Genomic DNA, 23,590 nt, shown 5'->3' on the forward strand with positions numbered 1-23,590 from the left:
CCCTTTTAAGGCTCCCGTCGCCCGATCGTCTCCAAATATGCATAACGAATCGCCTCTTCGGGAGAGGAAAATGCTTGAAATCCCGCTGCCAAAGCTTCCGGGTTTGGTAGGGGCAGTTCTCGTAGTACCTTCGTGCTGACACTCACCGTTCCCGACACGCGGCGGAAGCAGTCATCAACAATACTACTCGTTAAAAGCTCCAAGAGTGTCTCAATCGCCACAGCCTGTTTTTGCTGAGGGTCGGGCAGTACGACAATTGTATGGTTTTCCGTGACATATCCAGTCGGATTGCGATCAGCGAAATCGCGAGACACAAGTCCACCGACCAGTCTTTTGGGCTGGTTCCTATTGGTAGTTCTCTGGAGAACTATAGACTGACCTCGAATTATGGCTGTGCTTCCCGGGTTGATTGTCACGAATGATTTCAACGAGGAATCGTTAGAGCGCTTTGGGCCCGAGGATGGCACAACCGTCTTGTCTGCCTTGACTGAGTGCGCCCACAGAAGCGGGATTTCGTCCGGTCGAGGTTCCTCATCATTTCGCAGTTGGGTTCGCGACCGATTCCAAACGAAATATCCCGCACGCAAAATATAGCCGTAGCTCGACAGTCGACTGAATCGAGGATCAAAGAAGTCAAAGTTGAGCCCCGCCTTCGATTGCGATGGCAAAACCCAAACTCCGTCAGCGTTATGAGGAACGGACAAAGCTCCGACCTCAGTACGACACCCATCGGCACCAATGGTTCCAACACTTGGCGTCCCCTTACTGCGGTTGTTTGTGGATTCCTTGGTCTTACGAAGAATGACAACGCAGGTGTCTTGGATCACATCGACAAAGACGTCAGACCGACGCTCTATCAGGTCCACTGAAAGTATCGTTGCTTGGCTACGAATGTGGTTTCTCAGCGATCTGAAATACGGTCCAGCGAGAAAGCTCGTCGGAATAATGAGGCCAATCAATCCTCCGACTTTCGTCCGTTCCAAAGCGGCCCCTATGAAGAGCGCGTAGAGATTTGCGTGGCCCTCGCATATAACATCCTTCCAGCGGTCCAACGTTCGAGGCGATGGCCTCATTATTCTGCCATATGGCGGATTGCTGATAACAACGTCGACCAATTTATCGGCAGGTGATCGGAGCGTATTCTGGCGCTGAATGATCTGTTTTAGAGGGCGACCCAGCGCTTTGAGTTCCTCGCCCAGCAAATCGGATAGAAGCATGTGGCTAAGTTCGGTAAGTCCAGGCTCCACATCAATGCCCGATAGGCGGGACTCAATGTCGGATATCATGTCCGCGCTGGCACTGTTTCTCGCACGGGCAATCGTTTGGATTCGGCGAGCCAAAGGTACGAGGAAAGCGGCTCCACCTGCTGCGGGATCGAGAACTGTATGGTGCTCAAGATCTAAGCCTTGCTCAACGAGACGGTCAATCACCTGCTCACATAAATGAGGCGGGGTAAAATACGTCGCTAATCGCTTTCTTCGACTGGACGGCATCAACAATGTGTAAAGCGAACTGATCCAGTAATATCGCTCCGAATCGAGCAGTCCGTGGAAGAAACTGTTGATAGCAGGAGAGAGGTCTTGGTCGCGTGCAATCAGCTTCCGGCACAGTTCGATTCGGGCCAATAAGTGCCAATTGCGGGATTTCGCAACTCCGGTGGCGGCACGCTTCAGCTCAAAGCTGCGCCTAACCAAACCGTCAAGAGGAACAACTTCAGTTTCAGGAAGCCCGATTAGGAAGGTATTCATATTCCAACTCACCGGCGGGCGTGGGTCTCAAATGTAGACGGACGACTAGCTACCTTCGATAGGCCGCTGCCAATATTTAAACATTTGAAACACGCGCGAAAAGAGTGATGGTAGCAGTCGTCCCCACTCAAGATCGGAGATAGACCCACTGAGGTGAAAACCGCATCGCGGTCACGATGTTTATTTTGCCTCCACGACTATGTCCGACACAACAAATACCGGTGATCTCACAACTTTCCCGTTGTGATAGCGAATAAATTCCTCGCCGATTTTTCGGACATGTGGGTCGCGGATTCGATGGAAGTCCAACTGGATTGCCCCGTAATCGAGTAGAGCGTGATGATTAGGACATACCACAATTATGTTGGCTTCGATGTCAGGACCATTGTGCGGCGGACCCAGCGGCTGAATATGATGGGCTTCTGAATAAGTTACATCTCCTGAAAGCTGCAACGCCTGCCCGCAGAGTTGGCAGGAGTTGCCGTGTAACTGCTTTACTCTCCGCGCCATGAGCGTGTCGCGCAAGATTCTATAGGTATGAGTTTCAATTCTGCCCGCTGGTTGCGCGATATCCGCCGCGTCGGGAGCTATGCTGGCTATTTTCCGCAGTCCCCACAACCCAGCCCCAATTCCGCGAACGCTGTAGAAAAGGTTATGCTTACCCTTATAACTTTCGCTATCGCTTGAATTGTATTCAAGCTCGCGTCGGACAATGGCTTGCCAAGAGTTCGGGAGAGCCTTTACTTTATTCGCCTCGACTTCCTCGTATATCTGTCCGAGTGAGCCGATACCTCCCAGCCGCTCGAGTGCGCTGCGAACGTCATCGCGCCAAACCATCATTTCCCCCATCTAGCTTTCGCCAATCAAGAAGTAACAACGACCTACATAAGTTCCCGTTAACGCGAGGGGGCGAGGGTTGCTCGACCAGAAGGGGCGTTCGGCAGACTACCTTTTCGGTAGGCCCTCGACTTCTCAGTTGGACAACCGTCTCGCGCAAAACAAGTGCCCCCGCCAGTCTCGCGTTGAATACAAGGGACTCCTTACTGTTGGATCCAGTCGGTTGCGCTGAGACCCTGACCCGAGAAATCTCTGAATGTCTGGAACGTCCGTCCAAAAAAGGACAGGCGCACCCAAAGCCCGTCGCGGTGCAATTCGATTTCGAGGCGCCTAGTGTTGAAATGCATTGTCATTCCTTGCGTTTTGCGATGCGCACCCTTGCGGTAAGTGCCTGCCCTCAGTAGGGACCTCATGCGAAACCGTCCACTGCGAGAAATTGCCTACAATTTCAATTACTTATTCACTTTTCCAGCTATCGCAACAGTGCAATCGTTATTCCGCACGTCGGTCTCTGCCCTTGTCTGAACATCGCCGGCCAGATCGCACCAAAGGTGATGCATCAGTAGTGCTCGGTGAGCCGTACCGGGTTTGGCCAACAGGTCGCCACGTGCCGCGATGTTGTTTCGAGCCTTGGCAAAGGCGGGCCCGAATAGAAATTCTGGCTCCGCGCATCGCACCGCATCTGCAGCCAGCCCGGAGTTTCCGAGGGTCGATACGCGGAGGTTTCCCTGACAGCCTCGTTCGCATGGAACGGGACTTCGAGTGTCGTAGGTGAAAGCCATATCGCCGGCCATATAGGCTTCACCGAATAGAGCGACAGCGTTGCGCTTATACGCCCCTCCATCTGGTTGCTGACTTGTCCTCCACGGTCCCCGGTGCGCAACTCTTGTGGGCGTCCGATGGATGGACGTTGCATACTCAATCGGCGTTGACCGCAGCGTAAGTTTGGAGCGGGCCCATACAGGTTTGTTCCCAGCATCTGAGAAGTAGTGCCCAGCGGGCCTCCACCAACTCAGTGCAGATCCCTGTTACCCCCAAACTTGGCACGTTGCGGTCTCCACTGGACGAGGCCCCGACGTTCACCCCGTTGAGTCGTCGGTCCCTTCTCCCAAGGATCGAAGGTGCCGGCGGTTTCGTAGAACATGATGGTGGCGATGTCTTCCGGGCTCTTGGTCGAGATTGATACGATGGCGTCTGTAAATTTAGTGCTTATTGTGCCTCATGCGGGACCGGCGCTTGGGTTGTCCCTGATGAGGGGGCTTGGGGAGCAATAGGTTGCTTCTATGTCGCTTCGGTGGGTGCAGTCTGAACCGCTCGGGCCAGTCGTCGCCTCTCGGTCAACTTGTCGTTATAGCCGGGAGGTGTAAGGCGTTCGATCTGGCGTCCGGTCACACGCTGCCATGCTTTTCTGAGCTCCCATGTGTACCGCGACTTGTCTTTGAAGCTCGCGTTCGCGGCTGGGGGAGGCGGGAGTTGGGCTATGGGAATGCCCGCCTTGATACATTCGACAAGCCAGTTGGGTTGCGTCCTTCGGGTAGTTGCGTCCTTCCCACTTCGAATATCTGCTCTCATTTCATCGTGTTCCGTTCCTGAAATAGAAGAAGGCCCAGATTGCTCCGAGCCCCTCGTTGATGTTGTTCGTCTGTGTCTGTAAATGTGTTGGACTATCAGGGTTAGAACGCTACAGACCCTGCGCTGTAAGGGTTTCAGAGGTCTGCTTGCGTATAGGAAGTGGCAATTGCCATCTTTCCGCCTAAGCCGTTGTAATCAAAGGAGTTGCTATCAGAAGTCATCAATTGCCACGGCAGCAGCCACGCTAGCAGCCCTGGGCCACTCCCGCTTCCCGTTAACAGAGGCCGCCACCTCAAGGACCGTGGCCGCTGCTATTGCCAAAACCTTCCGGGCCTTTCGATTGTCAGTCATCGCACGCATGCATGCCTCGTACTCGTTCAAGGCTGCTTGTGCCGCTCTGGCATACCCCTCGTCCACATCGCGGTCCTTAGGTCCACCGTGGTCCTGCTCTTCAATCCCATTGCCATTCATAGCCCTGTAGATCGCCGGGAAGTCAGCAGCCATCCACGATGGTAGCTGCCGCCGCGACACGATTCCGTTCAGGTCCTGTGCCATGTCGCTTGCCGTTTTCACCCTCCTGCCCCGTCCGCTGCGATGCTTCCCCGCACGGACATACGCCCTGAAGATGCCCCTTCGTACCACCCTGGTGAGCTTCAGTTGGAGCCCGTGAGACCTGTTCGCGATCACGGCCAGCCATGCGATCTCCTCGGGTCTCGCCACGACCACTTCGGCCACGATGGTCCTGCCGCCGTTTACCTTGGTCGCCTCGACGCGGTGCCAACCGTCGACGAGCGTATAGCCCTTAGTTTCATCAGAGGGATCGGTCCGCGTGACCTTGATAGGCGGAAACTCTGCCCCGCCGGCCATCTGCTCCGCATAGCGCCGCACCGTGTACCGCTCCGTCCTCTCTCTGATCTGGGTCTCCTGCAACATGAGAAGCGCACCTAGATCGAGAACAATCGTCTCCCCTGTCATTGTTCGTTCCTGTCCAGCCCGTGCGCCTCGTCGGGCACCCACATTCGCTCCCTGCGTTCCTCCTTATCGACCGCCTCCCTCACTGACGCCATGATGCTGCGTTGGAGCTTCTGCCTTGCTGTGGACGCCTTGGTCTTCTTTCGTAGTCTATAGGTCATTCATATGTCCTCATTGGTTTCTGTGGTTCCTCATGGTGGCTGGGGTCTTGCGTGGTTGCGGTGCATTTGCTCATGTCCCGTTGGGACCGATCGCGAGACATGCGATCTCAAAGATCTTAGTCAGTTCTGTGCAGCGATTTGCACACGGCAGCGCTCCAACCCGTCTCGCCTGTGAGGAGCAGGTCTGACAGGCGGGCGCTAACGTGTACAAACATGGATGCTAGCGGAGGCCTTATCGGCCTGCCGTTGGGGTGCGGCATGCTTCGCTCAACCTAAGGCACCTCGGGTCATGCTAGGGGAAGGGTTATTCGGGATTTCCACCCAGAGCGGCGAAAGCCTGTCCGTCCACCTTGATCATGCTAGGGGAGGCCTTATCGACCTGACGTTGGGATGCGGGATGCTTCGGTCAGCCTAAGGCACCTTGGTCATGCTAGTGGTCACCCTGTTCCGGCGACCCGTGCCAGTGGGGCCCCTATTTAGGGGGCTCGTCTGACAAGCAGTCACCTTGGTAAAGCTAGGGGTCACCCTAACCCAACCCTACCATTGTGCTAGGGGACAACCAATTCGGCTTGACCGTGCTAGTGGACAACCAATTCGCACTCATTGTGCTAGGGGGTCACCTATTCGTCTGCGCGTTGTCCTCGTCCACGGTCGATAACTCTGGACACCTGTGTCGCTGTCCAGCTTCCACCCCGCGACGTCTTCACGTCGTTCGCGTTCAGTGCATCTGCAATCTGCGTCAGGGTCGCGCCGCCGTCCCTCATGGGTCCTATGGTCGCCATCAGTTTCCGGGCTTCCCCGGCTGCCTTTTCTTGAATGGCCTCGTTGCGCTTCATCGTCTTATCCCGCAAGCCACCAAGCTGCGACCCTCGGGATTTCGCCACTGCCAGCGCCGCTTTGGTACGCGCCGAAATGAAGTCGCGCTCCATCTCCGCCATGACTGCGTACATATGGAGCATGGCCTTGTCCGCCCTCGGGAGGTTCGCCACGGCAAACTTCACCCGCTTGTCCTCCATAAGGGTCGCGATGCGGGCAACCTTGCGGCTCAGTCTGTCCAACTTTGCGACAAGCAGCACTGCTCCGGTCTTCCGGCAAAGGTCCAGCGCCTTCTGAAGCTCGGGCCGATCATCGTTCGCGCCGCTCTCGATATCCTGAAAGCTGCCAATGACTTCGTAGGGCACGTCGCTGTAGTTCTTGAGATAGACGTCTATGTCGAGGTCCTGCGCTTCTAGCCCTAGACCGCTCTGCCCCTGCCRTGCCGTGGAAACCCGTGTGTACCGAACATATTGCAGCATTGTCTTGCCTGCCCCGTTGTGCCTGTAAAAGGACATGTAGAGGGTCGTTTATCTAATGTCAACGTTCGTTGTGCCTGTAAATTAAGACGGCGCTTGCTTCAGGGTTGCTGCCTGACTATCTGGAATCCATTGAGAGGGCGCGATGATTGCTTGGCTGCGGGAAGAGTTGAAAGTCCGGAAATGGGATAGGAAGGCGCAGTTGATCCGCGCTAGCTTTTCCGAAGATATCCACAGGGCGCATGTGGCGCGTGATTGGGACAAGAGAAACGACCTGTCGTTCAACGCAGACTTTGACGCATCGCAATACGAAGATGAGGCGGCTGAAATCCGCTCAAATCGCCTTGTTCGACGTGCCCGCCGCTTGTCCCTCCCAATTCCCTCTAGGCAAGGGAATAGCGCCCATTGGTGTCAGTCGCAGACGCTGGGGACATGGGCGCTGACTGATGTCGGGTTCGCCGAGTTGCGGAGGGCAGTGAGGCTAGAGGAGAAGGAGCGCCGCGACGTGTGGCTTGCTTTGGGCGGAATGCTTGTAAGCCTCTTGAGCCTTGTCGTTGCCATCATTGCCCTGCTGAAGCCGTGACGGTCTCGTGACCTAGCCCCTAGTTGAATGCCCATGGTCCGCCCCAGCCCCTATGGTGAACCGGGGGTACGCCGGGGGTGTAGCGCCACAGCCTTCCTCAATAATGGGGGCTGAGGGATTTTTGGCATTTTTTATTCGCGAGTTTCTTCAGTCCCCATACCCGTACTGCGCCATTGTCTTGGCGACGTCGTAGTACCACAGCGCCTTTGCCGTCAGCCAACAACTTAATCCCGTGTCGGCCCACTCGTCGGCGACGTCCTGCCTTGCGGCTTCTGAGGTGGCCTTTGCGAAGTCATGCTTGATGTGTTCGACAATTTCCCTGACCTTGGGCTGAACTTCAGTCAACCTGTAGAACGCTTTGGCAGCAAGGCGGGTCCTGCGCTGTTCTAACGTCTCGTTAGCATAGTAAGCAGCCCATCGCGCCCTCCCACTAGCCGACCATTTGGCCTTCTGCTCGGCTGTAGGTTCAGGTCGGACGTAACTATCCCTGTATGCCCGCCGCCGCGCCTCCCGCTCTTCTTCGGTTAGCCTCGGTTTCGGCGGGCCCTTAGATCTGCGGTAGCGGGCAACCTGTTCGGCGTTCCACCGGTCCCGCCATTCCTTGTCCTGCTTCTTGCGGTCAAACCATTTCCGCTGTGCCGCCGCATGTGCGTCTCTACGTTCCTCATCAGTGGCGTAGAGCTTGCGCGGTGCCTTGCCGGCTGCATCCTGCCTCTTCCGGTATGCCTTTTGCTGGAGGGCCCGTGTGTGTTCACGAAGCTCTTCCTCAGTCATCTCAGATCGTCTCGTGTAAGTCATTCACTCCTCTATGTTGATTGTTGGTCAGATCAGTATCACCACGGCCACGACGCAATCCACGTTCTGGGATGGCACTGCCACAGCGTGCCCTTGTCAGGCTGCCTCAGCAAAGGTGTATAGCACCTCTACCGGGCTCTCTTCCGTATGGCGCCAGTGTAGTCGTAGGTACCCCGTGTCATAGTCCACAACTACCTTGGCAAACAATTGCCGTAGGGTAGCGTTGATCTTGGCTATTTCTCTACCCTCGGTGCGGCTGCAGAACTCGGCCACGGTGTTTTCTATTCGGTTGGTGATCGTGTCAGCTACGCGTTGGCCAAGCTCTTCGAGATCCTGCCGTATGCGCTCCAACTCTGCTTCCTTCCCTGCGATGGCCTTCGCGATGGCTTTCGAAGTGTCGCCTTGCGCGACCGCCTCAACGAGGTTCTGGATTTGCTCCTCGACTACCTCATCCTGGAGCAACATGTCGCGATACTTTGCCTCGACCTCGGCGTTGGGTGAGGGCGTCAGATGGTGCAGGTAGGTTCCTAGCGAGACCACTGCCTCTTCGATTGCCGCGAGCTTCACCTGCTTATACCGGCAGCCGGCCCCGGCCTTCGCCTTCGTGCAGACCAGATACGGTTTGCCGCCCTTACGCCCACCCTTGTTCACCCTGGTCATCGTTGCCCCGCACGTGGGGCACTTTGCAAGACCGGCGAGAACGTTGGCTGGCGCAGCCATACCAGTGTTTCCTGCGGTGAGGTTTAAGCCACGGCGGCTGCTCATTGCCGCGACCTTCTCGAATACCTCGACATCAACGATAGTCGGGAAGTACCCCTCCACAGGCTCGAGTGGTGTCCGCACCTTACGGCCAGCGACTACGGTCAAGGTATGGGGAGTGAAGCGTCCTATAACGGCTGGGTTCTCTAGTAGCTTCTTGACGTAGGATCTGTGCCACATGTCCGAGCGCTTGAACGTTGTTGTACCCGCCTCAGTGAGCTTTGCCGCGATCGAGTGTTGTCCCAGACCTTCGAGGCACATCGTGAAGATGCTGCGGACGACTTCGGCTCTCTCAGGGATAACTTCATAAGCTGTACGCTGGTCGTTTAGTTTGAGCCAAGCGGGACAGATGGCCGTTAGGGGCGCGGTCGCCGCCTGCAGTCTTTTACCCACCCAAGCTTGCTTCAGCCGCCGGGACTTCATGGCGCTTTCTTCGTTGGCTCTTTGGGCGACCATCAGGGCGTACATGAAGGCCATGGGGTCTTCGTTCAGAGAGGCTTCCGTGTAAACGCGCTGGTCCGCCAGTGTCACCACGGTGATCTTTGCTTCGCAAATGGCTTCCAATATTCTGACGGCTTTGCGGGGCACTTTTCGGCTGATGCGGTCGAGGCTCTCAACAAGCAGGTAGCTTCCTGCGGGGATGTCGCCATGTTTGACGGCTTCAAGAAAGTCCCCAAGCCGTCCGGTTTCCTCGTTAGCGCCATGGAAAGCAGATATCCCGAAGTCTTCGAATGACTTGTTGTCAAGCTCCAGACCGTGTGTCTTGGCATAGAGTTCGGTTGCTGCAGTCTGACGCCGCAAACTGTCGCCCTTCAACTGCTCAGGGGTCGAGAAGCGGATATACGAATAAGCCTTGGGTCGTTTGATTTTGCTCATCGCGCAGTAATGAATGAAGGAGGGTCCATTGTCAACAATATGCTGATGGTCGGTCCTCCGGGCTCCGGCAAGTCGATGCTGGCGGCCAGGCTGCCATCGATCCTGCCGCCGCTTTCCGCCGCCGAGCTGCTGGAAGTGTCGATGGTCCATTCGATCGCCGGCCAGCTCTCCGGCGGCAAGCTTTCCGATCGCCGGCCCTTCCGCACCCCGCATCATTCCGCCACCATGGCAGCCCTCGTCGGCGGTGGCCTGCGCGCCCGTCCGGGCGAAGCTTCGCTTGCCCATCACGGCGTGCTCTTTCTCGACGAGTTTCCCGAATTCACGCCGCAGGCGCTCGATGCGCTGCGCCAGCCGCTCGAAGGCGGCGAATGCGTCATTGCCCGCGCCAATCACCGCGTTTCCTATCCGGCCAAATTCCAGCTGATCGCGGCGATGAACCCCTGCCGCTGCGGCATGGCCGGCGAGCCGGGCCACACCTGCGCCCGCGGCCCGCGCTGCATGAGCGATTACCAGGCCCGCATCTCCGGCCCGCTGATGGATCGCATCGATATCCGCATCGACGTGCCGGCCGTCTCCGCCGCCGATCTGATCCGGCCGATGGCGGCTGAAACCAGCGCCGATGTCGCCCGCCGCGTCGCCCGCGCCCGCGAGATCCAGCAGGAGCGCTTCGAAAGCACCGGTGCAAAGGGCATCGGCACCAATGCCCGCTGCTCCACAGCGATGATCGAGAAACTGGCCGAGCCCGATGCCAGCGGCCTGCAGCTGCTGCGCGACGCCGCCGAAAAGATGAAATTCTCCGCCCGCGGTTACCACCGCGTACTGAAGGTCGCCCGCACCCTCGCCGATCTCGACGGCAAGCCAACCGTCGGCCGCATCCATCTCGCCGAGGCGATTTCCTATCGCATTGCTGGAGAGAGGTTGACGGCTGCGGCCTAAGAAGAAGGGTGGATGCGCGCAGATATTTTGAAGCATTAGTCGTCAGGTCGCCTACCTCCGTCGATCCGTCAATCGCGTTTGCGCTGATCGCTGCCCTCAGCGACATCCCCGCTGATGCGCTGTCGGATTATGAGATATGTCGCTGTCGGCGAACCCAATCTCGACGGAACGATTGATCGCTGCCATAACGGGCGCGTTGCCAGCCGCGATCGGCGCGAATGCCGTGGCAAGGGTATGATCTGCCGAAGGCGGTGCCGAAGCTGCCTAGGACGCCGATTTAGGCATCCTCCATGTCGCTTAATCCATTAGGGGCAAGAGCCTCTCCTCACTTCGTTGCTCTTTACAATATTAGCTTCGGCTGAAAAAATCTTAAGAAGGATGTCGGTCTGTTCGACATAGTCGATCGGAAGTGAAGGATGAGAAAGCCTGTCGCCGGGGATGCCCATGAGTAATGAATTTCCGGGCTCAAACGCCAAACCCTGGGAAGTCCTAAACTTGGCGAATGCCTACTCTCGCGCTTCGATCCTCCTATTCAGCGAGGGTCAGAAGCAAGTTGCACTATCCATCGCACCAGCTCGAATGTGCGCCATTCACGCCATTGAACTCTACTTAAACGCCTTCCTGCGTCATGAGGGCGTTACTCCGGAGGAAATACGAAAACGGATGCACAATCTCGCTGAGCCAATGTTCGTTGCTAAACTTAAACTGAGAAAAAAGACTGCCCTGCATCTGGAAGCAATGACAGCAAAGCGGGAGTACCTCATCTCGCGCTATGCTCCGGAGCGGACGAAAGAGCACACTGAGCTGAATCGTTTGCACGCGACAATGGCGGAAGTCATGGCAAAGGTTCGCAAACATTTGGATTCAACTAGCTCAAGTGGGACATCGACAATCGTTATTCCGGATTACCACAGAACTTTCGTCGGGCTTAGATTGGGATGCAGGTGACGGCATAAAAGAAGGGGCGCCGAAGCGCCCGCTATTTTGCAAGATAAATGGCCGCAGGAAAGACCCCGGCCAAAGCCAGCCTCAGCTCCCGAGACCCTCGAACAGCGCCGTCGAGAGGTAGCGCTCGGCGAAGGAGGGGATGATGATGACGATGTTCTTGCCGGCATTCTCGGGACGGATGCCGACCTTGATTGCGGCGGTCAGCGCCGCACCCGAGGAGATGCCGACCGGTACGCCTTCGAGCCTGGCCACCAGGCGCGCCTGTTCGAAGGCCTCGTCATTGGTCACGGTGACGACCTCGTCATAGATGCCGGTATCGAGGATCTTCGGCGCGAAGCCGGCGCCGATGCCCTGGATCTTGTGCGGGCCGGGGTTGCCGCCGGACAGGATCGGCGAATCGGCTGGCTCGACGGCGATGATCTTGATCTCGGGCTTGCGGCTTTTCAGCACCTGTCCGACACCGGTGATCGTGCCGCCGGTGCCGATGCCGGAGACGACGATATCGACCGTGCCGTCGGTGTCGTTCCAGATTTCCTCGGCCGTCGTCTTGCGGTGGATCTCGGGATTATCAGGGTTTTCGAACTGCTGCGGGATGACGGCATCGGGAAGGGAGGACGCCAGTTCCTCGGCCTTGGCGATGGCGCCCTTCATGCCCTTTGGCCCCTCGGTCAGCACMAGCTCGGCGCCGAGCAGCGCCAGCATCTTGCGACGCTCGACCGACATCGTCTCCGGCATGGTGAGGATCAGCCGATAGCCCTTGGCGGCGGCGGCAAAGGCGAGCGCGATGCCTGTGTTGCCGGAGGTCGGCTCGATCAGCACCGTCTTGCCGGGAGTGATCTTGCCCTGGGCTTCGAGGCCTTCGATCATCGCGACGCCGATGCGGTCCTTCACGGAGGCGATTGGGTTGAAGAATTCAAGCTTGCCGATCAGGTTCGCCACGACGCCCTTTTCGCGCGCCAGCTTGTCGAAGCGCACGAGCGGCGTGTCGCCGATGGTCTCGGTGATCGAGGAATAGATGCGGCCGCGGCCGGGCTTGTGCGACATGGGTGCTCTCCCTTTGAAATCCTGCTCCTGAAATCGAGGGGGAGAATAGGGTCAAAGGCCCGTCTAGGCCAGACCGCGTTCGACCTGGAGGAGTGATCAGGAGAGAAAAAAACCTTTGAAAACCGTTTCTTGCCGAATGTTTATTTCAGGCCGCTCGCGTGGCGATGAAGGCTGCCGTGCCGGCGAGGATGCCGGCGGCAACCCGGTTCAGCGCCTGCAAGGCCCGAGGCTGCTTCAGCATCGTGCGGGCCCGCGAGGCAAGCAGCATATAGGGCACCACCACGATGATCAGCACCATGAAGGTGGTGGTGAGCAGGAGCGCATAGTCTCGCAGGCCGATATTGCCGATATCGATCAGCGTCGGCACCAGGGCGACATAGAAGAGCATCGTCTTCGGATTGCCGAGCGTCACCAGCAGGCCGGAGAGGAAGGATAGACCGATATTGGTGGATTTCCGCGCCGCGATATCCTGCGGCAACAGCCCCGCCGTCCAGAGTTTCCAGGCGATGTAGCCGAGATAAAGGACGCCGGCGATCTTGATTGTTATGAACACCTCGGTGAAGGTTTGCGCCACGAAGGCAAGGCCGAGAATGACCGCCGTGAGATAGGTCATGTCGCCGAGCACCAGGCCGAGACCCATGAAGAAGGTCTCGCGGAAATTCGAGCCGAGCGCACGCGCAACGATTGCGGTAATCCCGGGTCCCGGAATGGCCGCGGCGATGAACAGCGCTCCGGCATAGGTGATCAGGACGGTGAGGCTCATCTTCTTAACCCTCAGGGCTTCCACCGCCCATCTATAGGCAAGCGCCGCTTCCTCATCAATGCTTTGGCGCTGATCGGTCCATAACCATACGGAATAGGTCTGCTGGACCATGATCCACTTGGAAAGCGATCCGGCCTTGCTATTTCTCTCTCTGCAAATGCGCGTTCAGCGCGGCCCGCCGCGTTTTCCCGGCCGGTGGCGCTAGAGATTTTCATCACCAAGGAGAGATTAAATGTCCCATACGCCAGCCGAAACCCGCAGGCTTTCGCCACTCAAGACGCCGTCCAGCTTGTCGACCAACGCCACTACCGATATTTCGGCGGCGCTGACCGCGCTGCTCGCCGATGTCTTTACCCTTTATGTGAAGACCAAGAATTTCCATTGGCACATGTCCGGCCCGCATTTTCGCGACTATCATCTGCTGCTCGACGAACAGGCGGAACAGATCTTCGCGATGACCGACGACATTGCCGAGCGTGCCCGCAAGATCGGTGGCACGACGCTGCGCTCCATCGGCCAGATCGCTCGTCAGCAGCGCCTTTTGGACAATGACGCGGATTTCGTCACGCCCGAGGACATGTTGTCGGAACTGCGCGAGGATAACGTTCAGCTCGTTTCGCTGCTGCGCGAGGTGCATGGCCTTTGCGACGAGCACAATGACGTCGCAACCGCCAGCCTGATCGAGAACTGGATCGACGAGGGCGAGCGCCGCACCTGGTTCCTGTTCGAAACGACGCGCCCGCAGAGGTAACGTCGGCAACCGGGCGTCTCAGCCATCCCGATCGGGACGCCCGGTTCTCAGCTCTCCAGCGCCCGCGGCCGCAGCCAACGCGGCGTCCAGCCGAGATTCATGCCGGCGGCGGCAAGAAGGATGATCGCCGCGCCTGCGATCTGCATCGGCTGCAGCGCATGGCCGAAGGCCAGCCGGTCGACGAGGATCGCCGCGATTGGATAGATGAAGGACAGGGCGCCTGTGAGATGCGTCGGCAGCCTCTGGATCGCGCCATAAAGCAGCACATACATCAGCCCGGTATGGACGACGCCGACGGTCACCAGGATCGCCCAGGACCCAACATCGGCGGGCGGATGCGAAAAGTCCGTCATCGGCGCCAGCATCAGCATGCCGGTTGCGACCTGGATGAGCGCGATCAGATGCGGCGGCGTGCCCTTCAGCCATTTCGCGGCAAGGGCTGCAAGCGCATAGAAGAAAGCAGCACCCAGCGCCATCAGGATGCCGAGGCCGTAACCGTCAGATGTCGCCCCGCCTGTCCCCGGTTTTGCTTCGACGATCGCCACCATGCCCGCGAAGGCGAGCGCCAGCCAGAACAGCTTGGTGGCGGTGATCTTCTCGCCGAGAAAGAGCGCGCCGAGCACGAGCAGCATGAAAGGCTGGGTGTTATAGACAGTCGTCGCGATCGAAATCGTCGCATGTGAATAGGAGGCAAACAGCAGCAGCCAGTTCAAGACGATGGCGATGCCGCCTGATATGGCGATGCCGAAGGCGCGCAGCGTGATGATGCCGGGCCGCAGCAGCCCGAGAGCGCCGCAGATGACAAGCAAAGTGAGCGCGCCGAACAGGCAGCGCCAGAAGACCACGCCGCTGACGGGTTGACCCGACATGACGACGAACCAGCCGATCGTTCCCGAGATCAGCATCGCTGCCGTCATTTCCGCCGTGCCTCTTTTGATGTCGCTGCCCATGATTGCCTCCACTACGATGGCATAAGAATATTGCGGCGAGAGGCGATTTTATATATTAATAAAAAGGAAGTTTATCGAAACTACCTAATCATAAGAGGAAAATTGATCGCTGTGGCTAATGATGTGCAACCGCTCGACGAAATCGATCAGGCCATTCTGGAGGCGCTGGCTGGTAATGCGCGGATCTCACTGAAGGAACTGGCGCAGCAGGTCGGCCTGTCCTCGCCGAGTGCCGCCGAGCGCCTGCGCCGGCTGGAGGAACGCGGCGTCATCAAGGCCTTCACCATCGATCTCGATCCCGCCGCCGTCGGTTATCCCCTGCAGGCGATCGTGCGGGTGCGTCCTCTGCCGGGACAGCTGCACATCGTCGAGCGGATCATCCAGGAAATTCCCGAAATCATCGAATGCGACAAGGTGACGGGTGATGATTGCTTCATCGCCCGCCTGGTCATCCGCTCCATGGCCGACCTCGACGGCATCCTCGACCGGGTTGCCGAAAGAGCGGAGACCAACACGGCGATGATCAAAGCCTCGCCCGTCAAGCGCCGCCTGCCACCGCTTTCCCGCCGGAAATAGGGAGATCTAGAATTCCGCCATCGGCGACAGCATCGCCGGAAAATCCGGGGTGGCACCGCCGAGCCCGCGCAGCATCAGCCGCGTGCCGCTTTCCAACGATTGTGGAACACCCTCCCAGCCGAGTTTGTCGGGACGGAACAGCACCTCGACGGAGGCGGGCACGATCTCCAGTCCGCCAAGGATCGCGGCAAGCGAGGGCATCTCCGCCGCCACGACGTCGAGAAGGCTGAAGCGGCCCGCCGCATCCATCTTCCAGGCGATGGCCGCCTGCAGCTCTGCCAGAAAGCTGATGCGGATATCGGGATCGAGCCGGGTATTGATGAGAAACATGGCTGCATTGACCGTAACCGCCAGCGAGGTCGAAACCGGGCTGCGGCCTTTCAGCAGCGATTGCAGCAGCGCAAGATCCTCCGCGTTTGTCGGCAAAAGCGGCCGGGCGCGGGCGGCGGAAGACGAAGGGTCGGGAGCCGCTCCCTCGTATCGGTGCAGCGGTATCGCGTGGAAACCGTAGGCTTCGTAGAGTGACGGCTTGTCGGTATAGAGGATGACGGCTTCAAAGCCCTGCCGCTCGCACCAGTCGAGCGCTTTCACCGTGACGTCGCGATAGAGGCCGCGGCCGCGCCACGGTGGCCGCACGGCACCCGATTGTAGCCCGGCGGCATGGACGATCCTGCCGTTGAGGACGAAGGGCAGCGCAAAGGCTGAAATATTGGCCGCAAGTTCGCCTTCGGAATCAAACCAGCCGAAGGGCATGCTGGTAGGGTCGGGTCCGCCAAGCTGCTGCAGCGGCCCGATATCGATGCCGAAAATATCCTTGAGCAGGCAGACCAGTGCCGCCCAGCCGACGGGATCGCCGAAATAGCCCTGCCGGAAGGTTAGGCCAGCGCTGTCGAGGCGCTGTGCCATCAGACGCCGGTGGAGCCGAAGCCGCCTGCGCCGCGCACCGTTTCGCTGGCCTCGGTGATCTCCGCCACCCGCGCCTGGGTCACCGGCGCGATTACCATCTGGGCGATGCGCATGCCGCGCGAGATGACGAAGGGCTCGTCGCCGAGATTGATGAGCAACACCTTCACCTCGCCGCGATAGTCGCTGTCGACGGTGCCCGGCGAATTCAGGCAGGTGATGCCGTTTTTGAAGGCCAGGCCGGAACGCGGCCGCACCTGTCCCTCGAATCCTTCGGGGATCTCGAAGATGAAGCCGGTCGGCACCAGAGCCCGCTTGCCGGGCAGAAGCGTCAGCGGTGTTGCCTCGTCGACGGCGGCACGCAGGTCCATGCCTGCCGCTCCCTTGCTTTCATAGGCGGGAAGGTCGAGGCCTTCGCCATTGGCTAAGCGGATCAGGTTCAGCGTCGGGCGCGTATCGTGATGAATGGTCATGGCCCATTACTTTGCGCCCGCGGGCCCGAGGTCAATTGCATTGCCGGGCTTTAATCGCTAGATACGCGGCAATTCCACAGGATTCACAAGCATGGCCGAAAGTCTCGCCGAGGCGGTCTCCCGCCGCCGCACATTCGCTATTATCGCCCACCCGGACGCGGGTAAGACGACGCTCACTGAAAAGCTGCTGCTGTTCGGCGGCGCCATTCAGCTTGCCGGCGAAGTCAAGGCGAAGAAGGATCGCATGCAGACGCGCTCCGACTGGATGAAGATCGAGCGCGAGCGCGGCATCTCCGTCGTCACCTCGGTGATGACCTTCGAATATAACGACAATGTCTTCAACATCCTCGACACGCCGGGTCACGAGGATTTCGCCGACGACACCTATCGCACGCTGACCGCCGTCGATGCCGCCGTCATGGTCATCGATGCCGCCAAGGGTATCGAGCCACGCACGCTGAAGCTTTTCGAAGTCTGCCGCATGCGCGATATCCCGATCATCACCTTCATCAACAAGATGGACCGAGAAAGCCGCGATCCCTTCGAGATCCTCGACGAGGTGGAAGAGAAGCTGGCGCTGGATACGGCGCCGATCACCTGGCCGATCGGCCGCTCGAAGACCTTTTGCGGCTCGTACAATATCGCCGCCAACACGGTGCGCGGTTCGGATACCGAAATCGAGGGAACGCCGGTCAATGGCCCGCAAAGCGTGGCCGGCAGGCTGCCGGAAAACGAGCGCCAGGTCTTCATCGAGGAGACCGAGCTGGCGATCGAGGCCTGCCGTCCCTTCGACCGCGAAGCCTTCCTGGAAGGCCATATGACGCCGGTCTTTTTTGGCTCGGCGCTGCGCAATTACGGCGTTCGCGACCTCATCAACGCGCTCGGCGATTTTGCGCCGCCGCCGCGTGACCAGGTCGCCGACACCAGGACCGTGCATGCGACCGACGACAAGATGACGGCCTTCGTCTTCAAGATCCAGGCGAACATGGACCCCAACCACCGCGACCGCATCGCCTTTGCCCGCATCTGCTCCGGCAAGCTCGAGCGTGGCATGAAGGCAAGGCTTGCCCGCACCGGCAAGCAGCTCGGCCTGACGGCGCCGCAATTCTTCTTCGCCTCGCAGCGCCAGCTCGCCGACACCGCCTATGCCGGCGACGTCGTCGGCATTCCGAACCACGGCACGCTCCGGATCGGCGATACGCTGACCGAAGGTGAATCGCTGGTCTTCCAGGGCGTGCCGAACTTCTCGCCGGAGATCCTGCGCCGCGTGCGTCTGGAAGACGCGATGAAGGCGAAGAAGCTCAAGGAAGCCCTGCAGCAGATGGCCGAGGAAGGTGTCGTCCAGCTGTTCTCGCCGGAAGACGGTTCGCCGGCGATCGTCGGCGTCGTCGGCGCCCTGCAGCTCGACGTCTTGAAGGAGCGGCTGATGGCCGAATACGGCCTGCCGGTCTCCTTCGAAATGTCTCGTTTCTCCGTCTGCCGCTGGATCTCGGCCGAACAGCCGGCCGATCTGGAGAAATTCCTCACCGTCAAACGCGGCGATATCGCCCGCGATCTCGACGGCGATCCGGTCTTCCTCGCCCAGGACGGTTTCTCGCTGCGTTACGAGTCCGAGCGCCATCCGGCGATCAAGATGGTCGCCATCAAGGAATATCACGCCGCCAAGGCGGCGTGATCATCATCCCGCCAGCCGTTCCGCCAGGAAATCGACGACGGCGCGCACCGCCGGCAGTTGGCCGCGCCGATGCGGCATGAGGATCGTCGTCTCGATGCTGCCGGCCGTCCACTCCGGCAGCACCCGCACCAGCCGCCCGTCGGCCAGCGCCTTGCGGCAGACGGATGTCGGCAGGCAGGTGATGCCAAGCCCCGACATGGCCATTTCCATCAAGACATAAGGCTCATCCGCCGCCATGACGGAATGCAGCGTGACGAGAGCCTCATCGCCGCCCGAATAAAGCCGCCACTGATCCTCCATCAGGCTGGTCATGATCGTCGCATGCTGTGCCAGCTCCTCCGGCCGGYGCGGTTCGCCACGGGCGCTGATATAATCCGGCGAGGCGAGAATGTAGAAGGGATGGCTGGCGAGCTTCCGCTGCACCAGCGCCGAATCCGGCAGCGGCCCACGGTGGCTGCGCAGCGCGATGTCGAAGCCTTCCTGCACGATATCGACGAAGCGGTCCGTCACGTGCACGGAAAGCCGGAGCTTCGGATGGCGTGCCGCCAGCGCCGGCAGATGCTCCGTCAGCGTGAACTGCGCTGTCGGCACCGAGGCGGTGAGGCGAACGCTGCCGGCGGGTTCGGCCAGATGCCGCCGCACGATGCCTTCGGCCATCTCTGTCTCGATGATCGAGGCCTGGGCGTGCTGAAAGAATTCCCGGCCGAGCTCGGTTAGCGCGAAGCTTCGCGACGTGCGCTGGATCAGCCGGACGCCGAGCCGTGCCTCCAACTCCGCAACGCGTTTGCTCACGGTCGATTTCGGAATCCCGAGATGCCTGGCGGCGGCCGTGAAGCTGCCGCTGTCGACGGCCTGCACAAAAAGATGGAGGTCGTTGAGGTTGAAGAGCGCTATTGCCATCTTCCAGATATGTGGACATTGCGATGCATTTATAGCCTCTACCGCATGATCGTCCACATATGCACATTCATCGCGTCCAAACGGGTTCAATTCTGAAAGGAACGATTGATGTCACCCATATTGTTTTACGGCGTGCCGGAGGGCTGCTCCTTCGGCTCGATCGTCGCGCTGGAATGGTCCGGCCTGCCTTATCGGCTCTGCCGCGTCGAGATGCCGGAAGTGGTCTCCAGCGAAGAATATAAGCGGATCAACGCGGTCGGCGAAACGCCGTCGCTGCTGCTCGAAGATGGCAGAACGATCAGCGAAAGCATGGCGATCCTCCACCATATCGGCGCCGGCACGATCGGCAAAGGTCTGGGCTTTGTGCCGGGGTCGGCGGATTTCGATCGCCTGAACCAGATGCTCGCCTTTCTCAACACCACCTTCTTCAAGGCCTTCGGCCCGCTCTGGTATGCGATCGAGCATTCAATGGAGCCGGAAGAGAAACAGGTCCTCACCGCCTATGGAATCGCGGCGGTCGAAAAGGCGCATCATACGCTGGAGCGTCTGCTCGAAGGTCGCGAATGGCTTCTCGGCAATGGGCCGAGCCTGGCGGATGCCTATTTCGTCGGCATCGCCCGCTGGAACGACTTTCACCAGATCGTCGACCGCCGGCAGTTTCCCGGCCTGCATCACCTCTATGAGCGCATGCAGCAGGAACCGGCCGTGCGTTTTGCCCATGCGATCGAGCATCGGCAGGAGGCGAAAAGCAGCGGCGGTTTCCGCGGCGAGGTCGATCTGGCCGAGGCGCTCGGCCTGTTGAAACAGGCGGCCTGATCACCACAGCCGTCGCACCCCTGGGGGTGTGACGGCCATTTGCCGTCAGCCGGCAGCGACGATCTCGATCTCGACGAGCCAGTCGTCGCGCAGCGTTTCGACGATGATCGCCGTGGTCGGCACGGCGCGGCCGTAGAGGGCCCGAAGACGGGCATTCTGGTTCGCCTCCATAAAGGCGCCGTCGGTGAGATAGCTCGTCAGCCGCACGATATTGTCCACCGTCATATCAGCGGAAGTGAGGATGGCGCGCAGATTGGACCAGATGAGCTCCAACTGGCCTTCCAGATCGGCCGCGGCCGTTCCCTGTTGATCGAGACCCATCGTGCCGCTGACGAAGAGCAGCCGCGACGGTTGCCTGACCTCCAGCGCATGGATGTAATCAGGGCTGGCCGCATAGATCCCGTTTGCTGGATTGCGCGCGATCGTCTCCATAAAATTTCTCCTGTTCCGAATACTTTGTTGAATAATAGCAGTGTCGGCGATTATTCTTCGGCAGAAAGGGGATTTTGCGGAATGACAAGAAATACAGACGATCTTCGGCAGGGACGTCGGCAGCAGTCGGTCATCGATGCATTCGACCGAAGAATATTAGCCGCGCTCGCCGCCGACAGCAGCCAGAGTTATGCCAGGCTTGGCGAAGCGGTCGGCCTCTCGGCGCCGGCCGTGCATGAGCGTGTGCGCCGCCTGAGACAATCCGGCGCCATCAAGGGCGTGCATGCCGCACTGGATGGCGCAGCGCTCGGCAAGCCGCTGCTTGCTTTCGTGCATGTGGAAGCGGCCGGCTGGGGCAAGAGCGAGCGGCTGATGCAGGTCCTGCAGTTTCCCGAGGTCGAGGAGATGCATTCGGTCGCGGGCGACGCCAGCGTTCTCTTCAAGGTCCGCACCGCCAGCCCGCAGGCATTGGAAGCTTTTCTGGCGCAGATCCATGCCGTTCCCGGCGTCACCGGCACCCGCAGCTATATCGCCCTTTCCACCTATCTGGAGCGTCCGGTACAGGCCGGCGTGACCGACAGCTGGCCGGAGATGCCTCGGCCGGAATAGGGGGCGGGATGTTGAGCCGGCGCCAGCCTAGAGCGGTTCAGCTTTTAACGGAAGCGCAGGACCGCTCTAGCCTTTTGTTTTTACGCAATTCCGAACGGAAAACCGCTTCGCACTTTTCCTGGAATTGCTCTAATCCTCGCCCTCGAAGCGTGGCAGCGTTTCGATATTCTCCACCCCGGACAAAGCCGAGCGGCACCATATCTGCTTTTTCGGCGTCAATTCCCGCCGCTGGTCGATGCCGCCGACGCGGATGCCGATCGCGCCGCCTTCGCCGTCTGTGCGGTAGAGCGGCGATCCGCAATTCGGGCAGAAGAACTGACGGCTGAGACCGCCGCTGTCGCCATATTTTGCGTAGCCTCTTGGCTCACCTGATGTGAGCGTGAAACTTCGCGGCCGCGCTGGTGCTGTGATGCGATAGGCCGAGCCCGTCAACCGTTGGCAATCGGTGCAATGGCAGATCGAGACCCGCTCCGGATCGATCTCCGCCTGATAGCGGATCGCCCCGCAGTGGCATCCTCCGGTGATATGCATCGGCAAGTCCCCAAAGCGTGTCGCGCAAAAGTGTACAGCGGTTTTGCGATCATGACATGCGGAAAACAAAGAACTCTAGTCCGCCGGCTGAGCGGCCGGGCGTGTGGCGTAGAAGGCCTTTGCATCCGCCGTGAAGGCGGCCCGCTGATCGGCTTTCGTATAGAACATATGGCCGCCGCGATAAAGCTTCAGCCCGACGCGGCCGCCGGCGAGCGAGGGCGGCAGATGGTCGACCACGTAGCGGCTGACGCCATAGGGCGTCACCAGATCGCTGTAGCCATGCGCAATCAGCAGATGGAATGCTGGGTTCGAGGCGAGCAGTTGCCGGATGTTGTCGGTGGCGCTGGCCTGGAATCGCGATCCGCCGCCGCGCCCGCCGCCCCATTCCCAGCGTCGGCTGATATCGCCGTCGAGCAGCGAATAGGTCATCTCGGTCTTGAAGCCGAGCTCGTTGCGGGCGTAATCGGCGAAGGCGCCGCCATAGGCGCGGGTGAAGCCGTCGAGGATGGCGTCGTCGCCGCGGTCGTAATCCGATTCCGGATAGGGATCGGGTGCTGCAAAGGAGGCGTCGTACGAGCTCATCACCTCGCCGCTGCCCGCGTCCGAATGTTTGACGAAGGAACTGCCGAGGAAGCCGCGGTTGCGGGTGACGATATCCTCGGGAATGCCGGTCAATGCGGCGATCCTGCCATAGAAGACGGCGGCGTCGGCACCCATCGGCGGCGGCCCCGCCAGCGTCGTCAGATAGTCCCCGAGCGCGAAGGTCTCGGCCTCCTTCTGCTTCTCTTCGTCGAAGGCCTTGTGCCGGTCGAGTTCGGCTGCCGCCAGCGACGGCAGCTCCAGCGCTGCGCCGAGCGGGAACTGATCGGCATTGAACATCAGCTGGCCCTCGAGCAGGGGGGAGAGCATCACTGCGCCGGCGACGATGATGCCCTGGCTTTCCTGAAGCGCCGAGGCGACCTTGGCGGCGCGAAAGCCGCCATAACTTTCGCCGAGAAGATATTTCGGCGAGTTGGAACGGTTGTTGTGCGCGACATAGAGCGCGATCGCCTTGGCGATGCTCTCAGCATCGGCACTGACGTTGTAATAATTGGAAGCGTCGTCCGCCTTTGCCGTTCGGCTCCAGCCGGTGCCGATCGGATCGATCAGCACGAGATCGGTGAAATCGAGCCAGCTCTGCGGGTTGTCGACGAGTTTCGCATTGGCGCCGTCGCGTCCGTCCGGCCCGAAATCGAGTACCTTCGGCCCGACCAGCCCGAGATGCAGGAAGGCGGAAGCGGCACCCGGCCCACCGTTGAAGGCAAAGGTCAGAGGCCGGTTCGGCCCGCCATCCCGCGCGACATAGGCGGTGTAGAAGATCGCGCCGGTCTGCGCCCCGTCCTGGCCGAAGAGATCCAGCGTGCCGGCGGTGGCAGTATAGGCGAGCTTCCGGTCGCCGATCGTCAGCGCGTGCTCGGTGACGGAATCGGCCGGCAGCAGCTTCAGCACGCCGTCGCGCGCGCCGCTCTGGACATTCGCCCTTGGTTGATCGCTTTCCTGCGCATAGGAAAGGGCGGGGGCCAGCATTGCTGCAAGCGCGGTGAACAKAAACAGGGTTCGTATGCGCAAGATGTCTCCTCCGGCGGTGGGCAATGAGAGGCTGAGATAGCGTAACATCCGCGGCCGACGACCGGCATCAAGAGATGGTG

At 59.7% G+C, this 23,590-nt stretch carries 23 protein-coding genes and 1 pseudogene; 8 read left to right on the top strand and 16 right to left on the bottom strand.

All coding sequences use genetic code 11. The features are described from left to right. Positions 1-5: 5 nt before the first annotated feature. The 5 genes from AC1ECN_RS01645 to AC1ECN_RS01665 all read right to left on the bottom strand — a co-directional run bounded on the left by AC1ECN_RS01645 (position 6) and on the right by AC1ECN_RS01665 (position 6,585). The gene (locus AC1ECN_RS01645) at positions 6-1,748 is read right to left on the bottom strand and encodes an N-6 DNA methylase (RefSeq protein ID WP_477951974.1); all 1,743 of its coding nucleotides are present in this window, start codon (positions 1,746-1,748) and stop codon (positions 6-8) included. Positions 1,749-1,928: 180 nt separating this feature from the next. Beyond that, positions 1,929-2,597: an HNH endonuclease gene (locus AC1ECN_RS01650; RefSeq protein WP_477951975.1), complete on the bottom strand. Its 669-nt coding sequence runs from the start codon at positions 2,595-2,597 to the stop codon at positions 1,929-1,931. Between the two features lie 1,770 nt (positions 2,598-4,367). Then, on the bottom strand, positions 4,368-5,132 hold the full coding sequence (locus tag AC1ECN_RS01655) for a ParB N-terminal domain-containing protein (RefSeq protein ID WP_477951977.1): 765 nt from the start codon (positions 5,130-5,132) through the stop codon (positions 4,368-4,370). Continuing rightward, on the bottom strand, positions 5,129-5,290 hold the full coding sequence (locus tag AC1ECN_RS01660) for a hypothetical protein (RefSeq protein WP_477951978.1): 162 nt from the start codon (positions 5,288-5,290) through the stop codon (positions 5,129-5,131). Before AC1ECN_RS01660 ends, AC1ECN_RS01655 begins: the two co-directional genes overlap by 4 nt. Positions 5,291-5,910: 620 nt before the next feature. Further along, positions 5,911-6,585, bottom strand: coding sequence for a recombinase family protein (locus AC1ECN_RS01665; protein ID WP_477951980.1), 675 nt, complete (start codon positions 6,583-6,585; stop codon positions 5,911-5,913). 142 nt (positions 6,586-6,727) lie between these two features. Between AC1ECN_RS01665 and AC1ECN_RS01670 the strand changes: the two genes are divergently transcribed. Beyond that, a complete protein-coding gene (locus tag AC1ECN_RS01670; RefSeq protein WP_477951982.1) occupies positions 6,728-7,165 on the top strand; it encodes a hypothetical protein in 438 nt (145 codons plus the stop codon). A 147-nt stretch (positions 7,166-7,312) separates the two neighbouring features. On the opposite strand, the gene AC1ECN_RS01675 is transcribed toward AC1ECN_RS01670, so the two are convergent. Both AC1ECN_RS01675 and AC1ECN_RS01680 read right to left on the bottom strand, forming a co-directional pair. Then, a complete protein-coding gene (locus tag AC1ECN_RS01675; protein ID WP_477951984.1) occupies positions 7,313-7,939 on the bottom strand; it encodes a hypothetical protein in 627 nt (208 codons plus the stop codon). Positions 7,940-8,056: 117 nt separating this feature from the next. Further along, complete coding sequence (locus AC1ECN_RS01680) at positions 8,057-9,595, bottom strand: recombinase family protein (RefSeq protein WP_477951985.1); 1,539 nt, start codon at positions 9,593-9,595, stop codon at positions 8,057-8,059. 33 nt (positions 9,596-9,628) lie between these two features. On the opposite strand from AC1ECN_RS01680, the pseudogene AC1ECN_RS01685 reads away from it, so the two are divergent. Then, positions 9,629-10,531: pseudogene (locus tag AC1ECN_RS01685) on the top strand (YifB family Mg chelatase-like AAA ATPase); the annotation flags it as partial. Positions 10,532-10,975: 444 nt separating this feature from the next. Further along, positions 10,976-11,479, top strand: coding sequence for a hypothetical protein (locus tag AC1ECN_RS01690; RefSeq protein WP_130662697.1), 504 nt, complete (start codon positions 10,976-10,978; stop codon positions 11,477-11,479). A gap of 81 nt (positions 11,480-11,560) precedes the next feature. Here the strand turns inward: AC1ECN_RS01690 and cysK are convergent, their stop codons facing one another. Together cysK and AC1ECN_RS01700 are read right to left on the bottom strand one after the other, a co-directional pair. Beyond that, entirely contained in the window at positions 11,561-12,523 is a 963-nt protein-coding gene (gene cysK / locus AC1ECN_RS01695) for a cysteine synthase A (RefSeq protein ID WP_003544751.1), read from the bottom strand. Positions 12,524-12,668: 145 nt separating this feature from the next. After that, positions 12,669-13,286 carry a LysE family translocator gene (locus AC1ECN_RS01700; protein ID WP_130662865.1) on the bottom strand — a complete coding sequence of 206 codons (618 nt, stop codon included), beginning with the start codon at positions 13,284-13,286 and terminating at the stop codon, positions 12,669-12,671. Positions 13,287-13,518: 232 nt separating this feature from the next. On the opposite strand from AC1ECN_RS01700, the gene AC1ECN_RS01705 reads away from it, so the two are divergent. After that, positions 13,519-14,037 carry a Dps family protein gene (locus AC1ECN_RS01705; RefSeq protein WP_003544754.1) on the top strand — a complete coding sequence of 173 codons (519 nt, stop codon included), beginning with the start codon at positions 13,519-13,521 and terminating at the stop codon, positions 14,035-14,037. A 47-nt stretch (positions 14,038-14,084) separates the two neighbouring features. Here AC1ECN_RS01705 and AC1ECN_RS01710 read toward each other — a convergent pair whose 3' ends face one another. Further along, positions 14,085-14,987: a DMT family transporter gene (locus AC1ECN_RS01710; RefSeq protein WP_130673454.1), complete on the bottom strand. Its 903-nt coding sequence runs from the start codon at positions 14,985-14,987 to the stop codon at positions 14,085-14,087. Between the two features lie 111 nt (positions 14,988-15,098). On the opposite strand from AC1ECN_RS01710, the gene AC1ECN_RS01715 reads away from it, so the two are divergent. Further along, positions 15,099-15,563, top strand: a complete 465-nt coding sequence (locus AC1ECN_RS01715) for an Lrp/AsnC family transcriptional regulator (protein ID WP_018070015.1) — start codon at positions 15,099-15,101, stop codon at positions 15,561-15,563. Between the two features lie 6 nt (positions 15,564-15,569). Here AC1ECN_RS01715 and AC1ECN_RS01720 read toward each other — a convergent pair whose 3' ends face one another. Both AC1ECN_RS01720 and dut read right to left on the bottom strand, forming a co-directional pair. Then, positions 15,570-16,469: a GNAT family N-acetyltransferase gene (locus AC1ECN_RS01720; protein ID WP_130673455.1), complete on the bottom strand. Its 900-nt coding sequence runs from the start codon at positions 16,467-16,469 to the stop codon at positions 15,570-15,572. Continuing rightward, complete coding sequence (gene dut, locus AC1ECN_RS01725) at positions 16,469-16,939, bottom strand: dUTP diphosphatase (protein WP_130656832.1); 471 nt, start codon at positions 16,937-16,939, stop codon at positions 16,469-16,471. The genes AC1ECN_RS01720 and dut overlap by 1 nt, the downstream gene beginning before the upstream one ends. Before the next feature lie 91 nt (positions 16,940-17,030). Between dut and AC1ECN_RS01730 the strand changes: the two genes are divergently transcribed. Beyond that, positions 17,031-18,614: a peptide chain release factor 3 gene (locus tag AC1ECN_RS01730; RefSeq protein ID WP_017990055.1), complete on the top strand. Its 1,584-nt coding sequence runs from the start codon at positions 17,031-17,033 to the stop codon at positions 18,612-18,614. A gap of 3 nt (positions 18,615-18,617) precedes the next feature. On the opposite strand, the gene AC1ECN_RS01735 is transcribed toward AC1ECN_RS01730, so the two are convergent. After that, positions 18,618-19,508, bottom strand: a complete 891-nt coding sequence (locus AC1ECN_RS01735; protein WP_477952092.1) for a LysR substrate-binding domain-containing protein — start codon at positions 19,506-19,508, stop codon at positions 18,618-18,620. A 114-nt stretch (positions 19,509-19,622) separates the two neighbouring features. Between AC1ECN_RS01735 and AC1ECN_RS01740 the strand changes: the two genes are divergently transcribed. Then, a complete protein-coding gene (locus AC1ECN_RS01740) occupies positions 19,623-20,330 on the top strand; it encodes a glutathione S-transferase family protein (protein ID WP_130673456.1) in 708 nt (235 codons plus the stop codon). Between the two features lie 45 nt (positions 20,331-20,375). Here the strand turns inward: AC1ECN_RS01740 and AC1ECN_RS01745 are convergent, their stop codons facing one another. Beyond that, positions 20,376-20,762 (bottom strand): RidA family protein, encoded by a 387-nt coding sequence (locus tag AC1ECN_RS01745; protein ID WP_130673457.1) that lies wholly within the window; start codon positions 20,760-20,762, stop codon positions 20,376-20,378. Positions 20,763-20,789: 27 nt separating this feature from the next. On the opposite strand from AC1ECN_RS01745, the gene AC1ECN_RS01750 reads away from it, so the two are divergent. After that, positions 20,790-21,371 carry an Lrp/AsnC family transcriptional regulator gene (locus AC1ECN_RS01750; RefSeq protein ID WP_130673458.1) on the top strand — a complete coding sequence of 194 codons (582 nt, stop codon included), beginning with the start codon at positions 20,790-20,792 and terminating at the stop codon, positions 21,369-21,371. A 129-nt stretch (positions 21,372-21,500) separates the two neighbouring features. Here the strand turns inward: AC1ECN_RS01750 and AC1ECN_RS01755 are convergent, their stop codons facing one another. Together AC1ECN_RS01755 and AC1ECN_RS01760 are read right to left on the bottom strand one after the other, a co-directional pair. Continuing rightward, positions 21,501-21,902, bottom strand: a complete 402-nt coding sequence (locus AC1ECN_RS01755) for a GFA family protein (RefSeq protein WP_130673459.1) — start codon at positions 21,900-21,902, stop codon at positions 21,501-21,503. 75 nt (positions 21,903-21,977) lie between these two features. Continuing rightward, on the bottom strand, positions 21,978-23,510 hold the full coding sequence (locus AC1ECN_RS01760) for a S10 family peptidase (protein WP_477951991.1): 1,533 nt from the start codon (positions 23,508-23,510) through the stop codon (positions 21,978-21,980). Positions 23,511-23,590 lie beyond the last annotated feature (80 nt).

This window comes from Rhizobium sp. 01N447_2 (assembly GCF_056399245.1).